Below are 16,124 nucleotides of genomic sequence, written 5' to 3' on the forward strand. Positions count from 1 at the left end.
TCATTACTCCTACAACAGTTTTGTGGTCTACTCAACTGAAAAGCGCTGTAAAAAGGGAGGATTTAGACCACAATTTATCGGTAAGCTAGAGTTGTAAAATTTCCGTAAAAAATCATTTTCTGTACATTTTTACTGAAAATCTATTCTCTTTTCCCTGTTAAGTGTTCCCTACTTTGACAAAAAGTCTATATATTTTTCACCAAATGTCTATTAACTACTCATCTTTTATACTATTAAACTATATTTTGTCTACTATATTTTGAAGTGCGGTATGTAGGTTATATATAGTATCTTTGCGTAAGTCTTGATATAGTGTCTTTATATAAGTCCTAATATTTTTTTAATAATTCCAGATGGATACAAAACTAAATGTAGACTCTATCAAGCTAGATTTTGTTTTAGAAACTATTAACCGTAAGCTACTAGAAACCAACAATTATCCTTTAAATACCACAGAAATTATCATTCTCCAAGGTATTTGGGATAATAAGACTTATAATATAGTCGCTGAAGAGGCAAGTTATAGTTCAAGTTATCTAAGTAATGTCGTTGCTCCTGAGTTATTTAGACGAATTTCTGATATTATTGGTCAAAGAGTGACAAAGAAGAACTGTCAGACTCAACTTAAAGCATATCTCATTCTACAAGCTACTTCAAAAAAAACTGTCGTGAGTCAAGATTCCGGAAAATTTTCTCCTAGTGTAAGACAACTAATGTCACCAATATTTCCGAGTGGATCTATTTCTCTAGATTCGCCATTTTACATACAACGAGCCGATATTGAGAACCAAGTGTATGCAGAAATTGAGAAACCAGGAGCATTGGTGAGAATAAAAGCTCCCCAGGAGATGGGCAAAACTTCCCTTCTTTTGAGGGTTATAAACTATGCAGAAAGTTTGGACTATCGCACCGTGAACTTAGACTTACAACAGGTAGGTCAAGACATTTTGAGTGGTGGTATCAACAAATTTTTACGTTGGTTTTGTGCTAATATTGCTTATCAACTCAACCTAGAGCCTAACTTAAATGACTATTGGGATGAAGATATTGGTAGCAAAATTAGCTGTAGTCTATACTTTCGCAACTATTTATTACAGTCAACTAATTCTCCTCTACTCCTAGCTTTGGATGAAGTCAACCAGATTTTTGAGTATCCAGAAATAGCAAAAGATTTTTTTCCTCTATTGCGATCGTGGTATGAGGAAGCAAAAAGACGACCTGTGTGGCAAAAACTGCGTTTAGTAGTAGTTCATTCTACTGAAATTTATGTGCCTCTGCAACTTAAACAGTCACCTTTTAATGTGGGGTTACCAATTCAGTTAGGTAGTTTTAACTTAGAACAAGTTTTGGAATTAGCCCAATCTTACGGACTCGACTGGAGTGATGGAGAAGAAGCACATCTTTTGATGGCAACCACCGGAGGACATCCATCACTGGTGCATCTGGCTATTTATCATCTGAGTCGAGAAGATATAACAATGAGGCAATTATTAGAAACTGCTGCCACATCTACCGGAATTTATGGTAGTCATTTGCGACGTCATCAAGTGAAGTTGGAAGAGGAGCCAGAATTAGCGATCGCTGTACAAAATCTTGTCAATACTAATGAACCCATATTATTAGAGCCTATTATTGCTTATAAGTTAAGTAGTATGGGGTTAATTAAGTTAGATGGAAATAAGGCTACATTAAGTTGTGATTTGTATCAACAGTATTTTGGAAGTCAACAACAACCTCATTAATAATTAACAATTAATAATTATTAATTGCCTTTTCTTATATAGAAGAGGATTGGCTAAAAGGATTTTTTTTTCTTCTCTTGGTCGATTTATGATTACTTTTCAAAATTTATATTGGGAAGTCAAAGATATGGTAAATTTGTGCCATCCAAGTATTTTTGCCGTTAATTGTATATTGCGGTTAGCCCATCTGAACCTTATCTGATTCAAATTATTGAGTTTATAGGTTCTGAAAATATAATTTTTGGCTCAGATTATCCACACATGGATCGTCATTTATATTAGTTAGTTAGCATTTAATTATGAAGCTTATTCAACGTCTTGTGACTTATTTGTCTCTATTTTTGGTTTTTGTTAGTTGTTTATGGATACTGCTGATCGATCCAAGTTGGGCATATACCCATAAAAGTGATGTGGAAACTACAAGTAAAATTTCACTCAATCTAGATCCGGCATATACCCATAAAAGTAATGTGAAAATTACAAGTAAAATTCCACCCAATCCTGATTTTAATGGAGACGTGAACTATATCAGTGATTTTGCTTGGCAAACTTTTATTGCTTTGAATTGGTCTGCGCACTGTGACGGTAAACCTTTTCCAGAAGAGGGAATAAAAATTTGGGAAAAGCCTGATCCACCTCGTGTTTGGGAATTTTACTCATATCCTGAACAGGTCTTTCTATCTAAAGGAGAAAATCCTAAAGATGAACATGGTAAATTTAAGCATCAGTTTTCCCCTCCTCAATGTCTTCCCGAAATAAATAACGAAAAACTAAAATCAGAATATCTAGCCAAATACCTAGCCGAACTACCGAAATTGAGATTACAGGAAGGCACCTCTAAATATGAGGGAGAAATAAGTATTCTTGATCCCAAGTTCCCTTTAGTCGATCGTAAAGGAAATTATATTATGAATGAAGGACGAATAAACCCAATTGAAGTTAATCAAATTATCGAGAAAGGTTGGTATGATGCAAAAAATCTCAAGGACTTTTATAGCAGCTCCAATTTTCTATTGGTATGCAGTGAAAAAAAGTCTCTCAATGAAGGTGTTGGTAGAATTTCAGATTATTGCAACGATCAGCATAACAATGAAGGAGCGATCGAAGTTAAGGCTGCATGGATGGTTGCCAAAGATATGAAGGAGGAGGAAAAGAAGAAGTATTACATCACACAGCGAGGAATTGAGGTTGACACCGAAGATGGTAACAAAGTTCCTAAAATAGTAGATGTAGCTTTAGTCGGGTTTCATATCCTTCGCAAAACGAGTAATGCTGGTTGGATTTTTGCAACTTTTGAGCATATAAACAATGCACCTGATAATAAGGATATTGAGAAACAAAAAAACACTGATGAAAATTATCATCTTTACGATCCGAATTGCAAAGGAGAAATATGTCCAGAAAACAATCATTCTACTGCAAAAAAACCTTACCTCTGGGGCTTGAAGGAGACAGATATATCTCCTAAATCTCCTGATCATGTGACCAACACTATTTATGCTATGACCAAAACTATGGGCAAATATGAACCACAAATCCATTCACAAATAACTCGAGAACATCCCCTTAGTGAAGAAGTAAAAGAGATAAACAAACACTGGACAACATCACAAAAATGGGGCGAGGAAAAGGTATGGCCTCAATACTATCAACTCATTGGAGTCCAATGGTTAAGTAGTCCCGAAGTAGTTGTTAAGACTGATTATGATGAGTACTTGGTTGGTAACGAGCATTTGGCAAATGTTGCTTTAGAGCCTTTCAATCAACAAAACAATTCTTGTTTTAAATGTCATCAGAATAAGGCTAAATTGCCAGATGGCAAGAGTTTTGCAGACTTATCCTTTTTTATGAGACGCGCTGAAGATTCATCTAATAATTCCAATTAACCCTAGAGCCTGTCATCAATTAGAACTATAAGCTTTGTGAGTCAAGGTTTTTAGCGCCTGGAGTCTTTCCAAGTCAAAAGTTCAAAACTGTTGCTACATAGCACTTTCAGATTTAGACATTGCATAACAAAAATGCGTTTTCCTAAGGTCATGCTCCGCAAACATGTTGCGCAGCAAAACGTCCCTAGTGTGGTCTATTCAAATGAAAACCGCTGTAAATTTGCTTTATACTTTAGTAAGTTTATCGCAAATATTAGATTCAATCAAGGAGATTACATAATGTCATTACAATTTCCATTAAAAACTACTCTGCCAGAGGGACTATCGAACGATGAAGCTCTTATAAAGCAATCCGTAATAGAATTATCTAAACTTATAGCCTGGATTTGGTATGGTGATTCTTATCTAGTGTTTGAAGATGATCCTCGAGAAATAGAACTCAAAAACTTTATAATTGAAATTTTCAACACTCAAAGTATGTATGCCGGAGCTTGTATCTCTTACGGCAATGAACAAGCAGAAGATGTAGTAAATAGATTATCTAAGTGTATTGACTACCTGTTCACAAGTGAGAAGATTCAAAATGATGATGACGAAAAAGAGGGTTATGTTAATATTGCCCCAGTTGAAGCGAAAATACCTACACTTACATTGAACGAGCTGTTCACAAAAATTAATGGGAAAGGTTTCACACTATCATCCAAAAAAGGTAAAGAATTGGTAAATAAGTGTTACTTCATAGTGGATACCACTACATTTATTGGGAGTTATGAGGATATTCAAGATAAACGATGTCTCCCAAAAGCATTCATTTCATACATTGCCTTTCCACCCTGTTATCCACTAAATGATACAACAAAATATCAACTAAATAAATGGGTAAAGGAAGATACAACAAAAGGCGTATATATTCCTCCAGTTTTTCTTCCCTTGGGGGCTTGCTCCTAGAGCAAAATTATCTTAGGACTATGAACCCATTGGACATCTCCAATACGCGATCGCAATTCAAACAACCTTTATAACTGGTAGAACAATTGGGTAAAGTATCGATCGTTAGGGAAGAATAGTAAATATTGTAGGGGTAAACGGTGGTTTGCCCCTACTGATGGTATCAGGGCTGTTTCATTTAAAAATTTGGCGATTGCTGAACTTATTAATTACAGAGCTTTTCAGATTGATCAACCACATCGTCACAACCAAAACCCCGTAGGGACGTTCCATGGAACGTCCCTACTGTGTTCTACCGAAATGAAAATTGCTGTAAAGAGAGTTTGATACCTTTTTTTATATCAATAGGACTTACGCAAAGGCTCTATATATAGTGGCTTGGTGCGTTACGCTAGCGCTAACACACCCTACTGGACTATTTCATCTTAAATGATGCAATAGGAAGTTGGCCGGAGATTGCTTCACATTCGTTCGCAATGACAAATCTAATGCACAGTTTTAGATGAAACAGTCCACTACCAATAGCGTTCATGCGTAAATCCTAATCAAAATAGAAAATGTTAGAAAACAAAGGCGCTATTCTTTGCTATGAAAGGTTTTTATATTTCTAATTAATGACATATAGTCATTTCAGTTTAGACTAACACAAGGATTTATTACTGGCAAAGAGTTTCAGCAAAAAAAATGTTTCATTTTTATTTAAAATGACTATAGTAGCTCGTCTAGACTAAAACTGTGGGTAAAACCTAACCCCCTAACCCCCTTCCCTGCAAGGGAAGGGGGAGCATTTATCCCCTCTCCTTGTAGGAGAGGAGTCGGGGGAGAGGTTTTAATTAACTCAAATTTATCCACATTTTAAAACTAGACGCGCTAATAGTAGTAAATTTTATCACTTATCTACTTAAATTATAGTTGACTGATTAAATGATTATGGAAACTAACTATCAGCTTACTAAGCGAATATATGAAAGTGCTAATTCCTTAGTTTATAAAGGTTTATTAAAACCAGATAATCAGCCTATTATTCTGAAAATCCTCAAAGAAAATTATCCTACTGCTGCTGAACTCACTCGCTACAAACAAGAATATGAAATTACTCGTTCCTTGAATTTAGATAGCATTATTAAAGCTTACGATTTACAAAGATATGAGAAGAGTTTAGTAATGCTTTTAGAAGACTTTGGCGGTCAATCTCTAAAATTATTACTATCCCAAAGTCAATTAACCTTAGAAAACTTTCTGACTATTGCCATTAAAATAACTGAGAGTTTAGCTGCTATTCATAGTGCTAATATTATTCACAAAGACATTAACCCTTCCAACATTGTCTATAATTCCCAAACAGAACAATTAAAAATCATTGACTTTGGAATTTCTACCCGTTTATCTCAAGAATTTCTGACAGTTCTTCCCCCCCATCAATTAGAAGGAACTTTAGCTTATATCGCCCCGGAACAAACAGGGAGAATGAATCGAGGTGTAGATTATCGCAGTGATTTTTATTCCCTTGGGGTGACTTTCTATGAACTTTTAAGCAATAAACTTCCTTTTGAAACAACCGATCCTATAGAGCTAGTTCATTGTCATATTGCACAACAACCATTACCAGTACATGAACTAATTTCCGACGTTCCTTTAGCTGTATCAAATATCGTCAGTAAATTATTAGCAAAAACTCCAGAAGAAAGATATCAAAGTGCTTTGGGAATTAAAGCTGATTTAGAAACTTGTCTGGATAAATTTAAGACTTTAGGAAAAATTTCTGAGTTTGCTTTAGGAAATCAAGATATTGCTGATAAGTTTCATATTCCTCAAAAACTCTATGGTAGAGAACAAGAAGTCGATCAACTTTTAACAACATTTGAGAAAGTTAGTCTGGGAAAAACTGGAATGATTTTGATTTCTGGTTATTCAGGAATTGGTAAATCAGCGTTAGTCAATGAAATTCACAAACCTATTACAAAGCAACGAGGAAGATTTATTAGTGGGAAATTTGACCAATTCCAGAGAGATATTCCTTATTCAGCAATTTCTCAAGCATTTCAAGACTTAATTCGTAAACTTCTAAGCGAACCGGACATAACTCTACAAACTTGGAAAAATAAAATTTTAGCAGCTCTAGGAAATAACGGTCAAATTATTATTGATGTAATTCCTGAACTGGAAAAAATAATTGGGCAACAACCTCCAGTCGAACAATTAGGAGCTACGGAAAGTCAAAATAGGTTAAATTTATTTTTTAAAAGATTTTTGAGTGTTTTTTGTCAAAAAGAACATCCTTTAGTAATTTTTATTGACGATTTACAATGGGCAGATTTATCATCTCTGAATTTAATTGAGCAATTAATATCAGATTCAGATAACCAATATTTTCTTTTAATCGGAGCATATCGAGATAATGAAGTTAGTCCTACTCATCCTTTAATGCATACTTTAGAGAAAATTAAAGAAGCAAAAGTACCAGTTAATGAAATTACCCTTTACCCCTTAAAAATTAATCATATTAATCAATTAATTGCTGATACCCTAAGTTGCTCAATAGAAATTACTAAACCTTTAGCTGAATTAGTTGCAAAAAAAACTGGTGGCAATCCTTTTTTCCTGACTCAACTTCTTTATTCTTTATACCAAGAAAATTTATTACTATTTAACTCCCGTCAATCAAAAGATGATCTACAAAGTTATTGGCAATGGAATATAGACGAAATTGAAAGTGTATCTATTACCGATAATGTAGTTGACTTGATGGTCAGAAAAATTGAAAAATTGGATAAAAAAACTCGACAAGTTCTCAAATTAGCGGCTTGTATTGGAAACAATTTTAATTTAGAAATTCTTTCAATCGTCAATAATAAACCTCAAGTAGTTACAGCTAAAGAAATACAGTATGCCTTAGATGAAACTTTAATAATTCCTCTAGACAATAATTATAAAGTTCCTCTGCTTTGGAATTCAGAAGAATTATCAAATAGCTCAGATATCTCATCTCAGTATTCTACATTTATTCCCTACAAATTTTTACATGACCGAGTACAACAAGCTGCTTATTCTTTGATTCCAGAAGCAGAAAAAAAGCAAGTTCATCTACAAGTAGGTCGTTTGTTACTGAAAAATATTAAAGATTCTCGGAATAAAGAGGATGAGTTACAGAATAATATTTTTGATATTGTTAATCAACTTAATGAAGGTTTAGACTTAATTACTGACCAACTAGAAAAAGATGAGTTAGCCAAATTAAATCTTCAAGCTGGAAAAAAAGCTAAAGCATCAACTGCTTATGAAACGGCATTAAAGTATATAGAAACTGGGGTAAAACTTGTAAATTCTAACCAATGGAACTATCAAAAATCATTAATATTTGAAATTCACCTAGAACTTTTAGAAGTTCTTTATTTAACAGCCGATTATGGAAAAGTTAAAGACGACTCTGAGGTTTTGCTAAATAAAAACTACGATACTCTCGATCGGGTAAGGATATATAAAATTAGAGGTTTTTCTTATTTTGCTGAATTTAAACAACAAGAAGCAATAGAAAATTTTTGTAAAGCTTTGGCTTTACCCAAAATAGATATAGATGTGCCTCAAAGTTCGGATGAAGTAACAAAAAGAACCAAGCAAGAATATAATAATTTACAATTTCTTTTAAAAGATAAGCAGATTCAGGATTTAATTCATCTTCCAGAACTGACAGATCCTTATAAAATTTCGGCTATCCTAATTTTACAAGAGATGATATCTTCTGTAAGCACTATAAACTCACCTTTAATCTCTTGGATTGTATTAACTCAAATTAATATCTGTATTCAATATGGTAATCCTCCTCAAGCTATTAGTAGCTATGTTTTTTATCCTTTGCTCCAATCTTTTTCTTCTATAGATATTGACTTGGGCTATCAGTTTGGACAGCTATCTTGGAAGTTGCAAGAAAAATTCAATATATCTTCATTAGAGCCTCTGCTTATCCACAATTATTATGGATGTGCATGGCATTGGAAACAATCTCTGATAAATATTGAAGTACAAGAAAAATCCCTTAATGGCTTTCAAAAAGGTATATATGTAGGAAATTATCTTCTTGCTTCTTTCTGTTTCATTACTTATCATTTGATAAGTTTATTTGGAGGATATAGTCTAGAAAGTCTCTGGGAAAAAGGAGATCAGTATCTTCAATTAATTAAGAATTTGCGCATAGAGTATTGTACTAATTACACAAATATATGTCATCAAATAGTAAACAATTTAATCAATAACCAAAAAGATTTTATTGTCATTGGTGATTCCTTATTAGCAGAAGAATCTTACTTAAATGATTGGGCGGAAAATAAAATTGAATGGTTGTTATTTATCACTTATTTTGCAAAAGTATTTCTACTTTACCTTTTCAAACAATATGATAAGCTTCCTGATTATTTAATCAAAGCTAAAGAAAATCTTGATTCTTGTGCCAAATATTTACCAGCACCTCAATATAATTTCTATTCATCTCTTACTTTCTTAGCTAATTATCATAATTCAGAGCCAACTCAACAAAAACAATTACTAGAGCAAGTAGAAAAAAATCAAGAGGATATGAAAATATGGGCTGGACATTGCCGAGAAAATTTCCAGCACAAATACGATTTAGTAGAAGCAGAAAAAGCACGAATTTTCGGACAAACTTTACAAGCAGAAGAACTCTATGATCGCGCTATTGAAGGAGCAGAAAAATATCAATTTATCCACGAAGAAGCTTTAGCTTACGAACGAGCAGCAGAATTTTATCTCGCCCTTGACAGAAAAAAAATCGGTCAATTTTATTTAAGAAATGCTCATAATTGTTACATCCGTTGGGGTGCTAAAGCTAAAGTTAAACAGTTAGAAGAGGAATATCCCCAGTATTTATTAGGAGTAGTAAATGAAAAAAAATCAAAAGGTATTAGTACAACCATTTCTACTTCTGGTTCTGATGGAGAAGTTCTTGACTTAACAACAGTTATTAAAGCATCTCAAGCAATTTCTGGTGAAATTAATCTGGAAAAACTTCTACACAATTTAATGAAAATTGCCATCGAAAATGCCGGGGCACAAACAGGCTTTCTAATTCTCGATCGCGAAGATAATTGGGTTATTGAAGCTCAAGGAAAAATAGATAGCGATGAAGTAATAATTTTACAATCAATTCCTATAGAATTTGTAGAACCAGAAACATCAATTCCGATTTTACCAACTACGATTATTAATTATGTAGCTCGCAGTCAAGAAAATATCGTTCTCAAAGATGCAGCTCACGAAGGATTATTTATTAATGACCCTTATATTATTGCCACAGAAACTAAATCAATTCTCTGTATTCCATTAATTAATCAAAATCAATTAAAAGGAATTGTTTATTTAGAAAATAATTTAACTACAGATACATTCACAGCCAAAAGAGTCGAACTATTAAAAATATTATCCGCTCAAGCTGCAATTTCCATTGACAATTCCAGACTCTATCAAACCCTAGAACAAAGAGTCGAAGAACGCACAAAAGAACTGTCTCAAACCTTAGAAATTCTCAAAGAAACTCAAGCAGAACTTATCTTTGAAAATGACCTACTAAAAACTGCCGAACCTGGCTCTAATTTTGATTATCAAGTAGGAGGAAGTTTGTCGATGGATGCTCCTACTTATGTAGTCCGACAAGCAGACCGCACTCTCTATCAAGCCTTAAAAAAAGGTGAGTTTTGTTATATTTTGAATTCCCGACAAATGGGTAAATCTAGTCTGATGGTGAGGATGATGCACCATCTTAACAATGAAGGATATCATTGTGCTGCTATAGATTTAACCCGCATCGCTGATGAAGATGTGACGATAGAACAATGGTATAAAGGATTAGCTGTCGATTTATTGTACAGTTTTGATTTACTAACCACAGTTAATTTAAAGGCTTGGTGGAATGATAAATTAGATATTTCTCCGTTACAAAGATTTGATAGATTTCTGCAAGATATTTTATTATTTGAACTGAATAATAATGAAAGTCAAACTCTAAAAAAAGTCTTCATTTTTATTGATGAAATAGATAGTATTTTAGGCTTAAAAATTCCGGTGGATAGCTTTTTTGCCCTGATTCGGTCTTGCTACAATCAACGAATGAGCAATCCAAAATCTAGATATCAGCATCTCACCTTTGTTTTGCTTGGGGTAGCAACTCCTTCCGAATTAATGACTGATATTAGGAGAACTCCTTTTAATATTGGTCAAGCAATTGAATTAGAAAGCTTTAAACGACATGAAGCACAACCTTTATTATTTGGAATAGCTGAAAAAGTTAGTAATCCTCAAACTGTTCTTCAAGAAATATTAAACTGGACGGGAGGACAGCCTTTTTTAACTCAAAAATTATGTCGGTTTATTCGTGATTCAAAAACACCCATTCCTGTTAATGGTGAAACAGAATGGATAGAGAACCTAGTACAAGAAAAAATTCTGACAAATTGGGAAACTCAAGATGAACCAGAGCATTTAAAAACGGTTCGCGATCGAATTCTTTACAGTCCAAACAAAACCCAACTTCTCACAATTTATCAACAGTTATGGGAGCAAAAAGAGATAGCAAGCGTAGATATTCCAGAACAAAAAGAATTATGTTTGTCAGGACTAACAAGAAAGCAAAATGGGTCCCTCAAAATTCATAACCGCATTTACGAATTAATTTTTGATCGGTATTGGATCGAATCGATAATGGATAATGGATAATTAATAATTAATAATTAATAATTACCTCTTCTTAAAACAGATAGGATTGGTTAAAAAGGAAATTTTTTTCTTTTTTCTCCTTTAAAGGAGAGGCTTTAAACCTTTATTTTTCGGTAATTCAGAATTATCTGATTAAGGTTTAAATAATTGGGGCGATCTCTCCTTTGCTGCCAAAACTGAGAAGCTAGATCGGTATTGCCCCTCTCGGTTAAAGCAAAGTCCATTATTATGTTCTCTTCCATCTGCAATTATCTACACAGATCAAAGCTCATATAATTGAGACTTTTCTTCGTAGTGGAAATCAATCTGCTATTAGCTACACTGCACAAGTAAAATCATTTGTCAACTTCATTAAATATAGAAATATTTTATACCTACATAAATCGAATAATTATCAACCAAAATTCTAAAAATGACTAGCCAGATAATTCAAAATTATGTATTAAATCCGGAAGTGCTATTCTCTTTGTTGAGAGTGAGAATAACTTAAATATTGACGAGGAGTGAAAATTATGGTAACAACACCATCATTCAAACCAACTTATGGACAAAAAACTTTTAACTTATCACCTACACCGATAGAAACAACATTGACTTGGAATAGCAAGTCCTTACCCACAACACCCCTATTTGGTACAGATGGTATCCGGGGCAAAGCAGGAGAACTACTTAATGCCCCCCTAGCCCTACAAATAGGTTTTTGGGCTGGACAAGTATTGCGCCAATATTCTCCAAACCCAGGCCCAATAATTATGGGTCAAGATACCAGGAACTCAGGCAATATGTTAGCTATGGCTCTATCAGCAGGCTTAACAACAGCAGGCTTAGAAGTTTGGAATTTAGGTTTATGCCCCACTCCTTGCGTTGCCTATCTTACCAGCGTTTCAGAGGCAATAGGGGGAGTAATGATTTCTGCTAGTCATAACCCACCCGAAGATAATGGAATAAAATTTTTTGGTTCGGACGGTACAAAACTCTCTTCAGAATTACAGAAACAAATAGAATCTGGAATTAGAGGAACAGCAGATTTTCCAGCTATCCAGGATAACTGGGGACAGCATTACCATAGACCAGAATTAGTCAAGCAGTACCAAGCATCTCTGCATTCTCCTTTAACACCAGGATATTTGCAGGGAATGAAAATAGTTCTGGACTTAGCTTGGGGAGCGGCAGTTCATACAGCTCCAGAAGCTTTTCAAGCAATGGGTGCAGAAGTTATTTGTTTACATGACCAACCGAACGGCGATCGTATCAATGTTAACTGTGGTTCGACCCATCTTCATACTCTCCAACAAGCAGTAATAGAAAATAAAGCTGACATGGGATTTGCTTTTGATGGAGATGCTGACCGAGTATTAGCAGTAGATTCTCAAGGTCGTTCTATTGATGGAGATTATATACTCTATTTTTGGGGTCAAAGCTTAAGTAAAGCAGGCTTACTACCAAACAATTTGATTGTCACTACAGTTATGGCCAATTTGGGTTTTGAACGTGCTTGGCACAAACAGGGCGGACAAATGTTACGGACAAAAGTAGGAGACCAACACGTTCACGCAGAAATGCAGCGCACAGGTTCAATGTTAGGTGGAGAACAATCAGGACATATTCTCTGTCCCCACTATTGTGTTACAGGAGATGGTCTAATGACAGCCTTACATTTGGCCACCCTAGTCAAAAATTCTGGAGTTTCCCTAGCAGAATTAGTAGACCAAAGCTTTCAGACTTATCCCCAACTACTCCGAAATATTCGGGTTGAAGACCGCGATCGCCGAGTTAATTGGAAAAACTGCGAGCCATTAGTCAGAGCTATTGAAGAAGCAGAAACAGCCTTAGCAGACTTTGGACGGGTATTAGTCCGAGCCTCTGGCACAGAGCCAGTCATTCGAGTTATGGTAGAAGCAATTAATGCTGAACTAGCAAACTCTTGGACAGACAACTTAGTTTTAGCAGTCCAGCAACATCTGGTGTGACTTACCAAAATGCAGAATTTAGAATGCAGAATGCAGAATGTAGAATTCTTAAATTAAGAAATTAATCAAATTAACCATTTTTTAATTCTTAATTCTAAATTTTAATTCTTAATTCTAAATTTTCAATTCTAAATTCTAAATTTATTAAGAATGGCGACAAAACAAAAGTCTAAAAAAAAATTAAAAAGCAAATCAAAAAAGAAAGGCAAACCTGCTGCTCCCCAGATTAGCAAAAAGGAGCTAGCTGCCAGAAAGCGCCAAAGAGCGAAACAAATTCAGCAAGTTATTAGCGACTTGGCTACTTATGGTGGTTTGGGTGCTGTTATTGGTGTCGTATTATTTTTTGTGGCAGAACCAAAAATAGCTCTTGCTGGTGGTGGTGGTGTAGCAGTTTTAGGTCTTTCCTTCAAATACCCAATGTTAGGACTTTGGGGGTTCCTAATATATATGCCCTTTGCTGGTACTATTACTTACTGGATAGGCGGAGGAAGTCCAATATTTCAGTTAGCTAAAGATGGGTTTTATATTCCTGCCATGATTGGTATTGGTATGTGGTGTAAACAGACAGGAAATCCATTTATTATTCCTAAAGCACTGAAAAATCCCTTATACATTTTATTGGGCTTTTGTCTGCTTACTTTAATAATGGTTAATGGCGCGCAACAACTCGATCCTCCCAAACCAGGAGATCAACCAATTGGAATGGGAATATTGGGACTCAAAGCAATGATTGGCTACCTACCCTTAATCACAGGGGCTTATTATAAACTCAAAAGTAAAAAAGAATTACTATTTGCTGCTCGTCTTACACTAATTCTGGCTATTATCTGCTGTTTACTTGGTATAATGCAGTACCAATTCCTTAGTTCAGGTAAGTGTAATGGTACTCGTGGTTTAAGTGGAGGAGAATTATTTAAGGCAAGCCTAGAAGCTAAATGTTTAGTAGGAGGCGCTCTACTATTTAGCCCTAGCCAGGGTGTAATTCGTTTACCTGGTACTTTTGTTGCACCCTGGCAATGGGGATGGTTCTTGATTGCTAATGCTGCTTTTACCTTTGCAGTTGCTTTTAGTGACCCCTCTCCCCTCTGGCGAATGGGGGGTTTATTTGGTATGGCAGTAGTTTTTGTTAATGCAGCTATTAGTGGTCAAAGAATTGCTCTAGCTCTGGTTCCCACAGTCACAGTAATACTATTAGTCTTAACAGGTCAGGTGGCTAACCTCAAACGGTTTCTTCCTATTGGTATTGGATTAGGTGTTGTACTAGGAGGAGCAGTAGTATCCAATCCCGCAGTTGTTCAAGAACGGATAGATAGTTTTGTTAGTCGTTGGCAGGCTTCACCACCTACTGCTTTTATTACCCAACAATTTGAGGAGTCTAGTCATTCACAAGATGGATTTTTTGGCAATGGCTTAGGCAGGGCTACCAACTCAGCTAGAGTTTTTGGTAGAACTAGGTTAATTGAGACTTATTATCCTAAGTTAATTTATGAAATAGGACCTATTGGCACAATTGCAATGTTACTTTTAGTAACTACTATTACTTTTACTGGTTTCAAAGCTTATCGCTCTGTTAAGGACAAGAGTCTACGTAGTTATGGTTCTAGCTATTGGGTTTTTGTTCTAATTATTAGTTATAACACTTATTATTACCCTCTTGATGTAGACCCAGTTGCGGTTTATTATTGGTATTTTGCTGGAGTAATTTTTAGGTTGCCAGAAATTGATAAACAGGAACAGGCAAGAATTAAAGCTGAAGAAGAAATGGAAAATAGTAGATAAGAATTAAGAAGGTGAAAAATGAATCAATCTCTAACCCAAGAAAATCAACAATTAACTATTCCCATTTCCGTTGTCATTCCTACCTATAATCGGGAGGAACCTCTTGTAGATACGATCGCCGATCTTATTAACCAAGACTACCAAAATTTTGAAATTTTGGTAGTTGACCAAACTGCTACTCATAAACCGGAAACTCAAGCTTATTTAGAAGAACAAGCTAATGCTGGGAAAATTAAATTGTTCCGTCTAACTTGGGCAAGTTTACCAGGAGCAAGAAATTATGCAGTTAGACATTGTAGTGGGGAAATAATCCTTTTTATTGATGATGATGTGCGTATGGAGCCAGGGTTTTTGGCTACCCATGCTCGTAACTATGTCGATCGCCCAGAGATAGGAGCAGTCGCAGGAAGAGTATTTGACCGGATGAAATTAGGAGATTCTGGTGGAGATTTAGAAATAGAGGATTTGCCTCCAGAAGCATCAGACCCCGGTATTGCTTGGTATCACATAGATTTGGTACATACGGTTAAAGCTCAAAGAGTCATTTCAGCAAGAGGTTGTAATATGTCTTATCGCCGAGAGATTTTTACTAAGTATGGTCTGAGTTTTGATGAGCGTTTTCGTGGTAGTGCAGTACGCGAAGAATCAGATTTTTGTTTGAGGTTGCGACAAACTGGTTATCAGATTTGGTTTGATCCTGAAGCTTGTTTAGTTCACTTGGGTGAAGAAAGTGGAGGTTGCCATGATATTTCTACAAGGTCGCTCAAATATCAAGTTACTTTCTATCACAATCATTTTTTTATGGGATTAAAAAATCTCACTCCTAATCAATGTCTGCGTTTCTTTGCCAAATTATTTGATTGTCATGTCTTGGGCAACCCCCCTTGTTATAAAGGTGGTTCTACTATAAAAATAATTACTCGTGGAAGTTTCTATACTCTTGGTTTTCTTAGTGCTGTTCAAACCAGGATTAAATCTATCTGGGATGACGGTCAAATTTATACTAGACAAAGTAGTTAAAAATTAAGAATTAAGAATTAAGAATTAAGAATTAAGAATTAAGAATTAAGAATTAA

7 protein-coding genes are annotated in these 16,124 nt (G+C 35.0%); all 7 read left to right on the forward strand.

Annotated features, from left to right (window positions below; all coding sequences use genetic code 11):
- Positions 1-353 precede the first annotated feature (353 nt).
- The 7 genes from ACP6PL_RS15590 (at position 354) to hpsN (ending at position 16,068) form a co-directional block, all read left to right on the forward strand.
- Positions 354-1,742 (forward strand): AAA-like domain-containing protein, encoded by a 1,389-nt coding sequence (locus ACP6PL_RS15590; protein ID WP_426546182.1) that lies wholly within the window; start codon positions 354-356, stop codon positions 1,740-1,742.
- 299 nt (positions 1,743-2,041) lie between these two features.
- On the forward strand, positions 2,042-3,628 hold the full coding sequence (locus ACP6PL_RS15600) for a hypothetical protein (RefSeq protein ID WP_426546184.1): 1,587 nt from the start codon (positions 2,042-2,044) through the stop codon (positions 3,626-3,628).
- A gap of 132 nt (positions 3,629-3,760) precedes the next feature.
- Entirely contained in the window at positions 3,761-4,576 is an 816-nt protein-coding gene (locus ACP6PL_RS15605; protein WP_426546185.1) for a hypothetical protein, read from the forward strand.
- 930 nt (positions 4,577-5,506) lie between these two features.
- Complete coding sequence (locus ACP6PL_RS15610) at positions 5,507-11,299, forward strand: AAA family ATPase (protein ID WP_426546186.1); 5,793 nt, start codon at positions 5,507-5,509, stop codon at positions 11,297-11,299.
- 512 nt (positions 11,300-11,811) lie between these two features.
- Entirely contained in the window at positions 11,812-13,269 is a 1,458-nt protein-coding gene (glmM, locus tag ACP6PL_RS15615) for a phosphoglucosamine mutase (protein WP_426546187.1), read from the forward strand.
- Between the two features lie 150 nt (positions 13,270-13,419).
- A complete protein-coding gene (gene hpsL, locus ACP6PL_RS15620) occupies positions 13,420-15,048 on the forward strand; it encodes a hormogonium polysaccharide biosynthesis protein HpsL (RefSeq protein WP_426546188.1) in 1,629 nt (542 codons plus the stop codon).
- An 18-nt stretch (positions 15,049-15,066) separates the two neighbouring features.
- Complete coding sequence (hpsN, locus tag ACP6PL_RS15625; protein WP_426546189.1) at positions 15,067-16,068, forward strand: hormogonium polysaccharide biosynthesis glycosyltransferase HpsN; 1,002 nt, start codon at positions 15,067-15,069, stop codon at positions 16,066-16,068.
- Positions 16,069-16,124 lie beyond the last annotated feature (56 nt).

This window comes from Dapis purpurea BLCC-M126, assembly GCF_050015975.1.
Classification (GTDB): Bacteria; Cyanobacteriota; Cyanobacteriia; order Cyanobacteriales; family Microcoleaceae; genus Trichodesmium.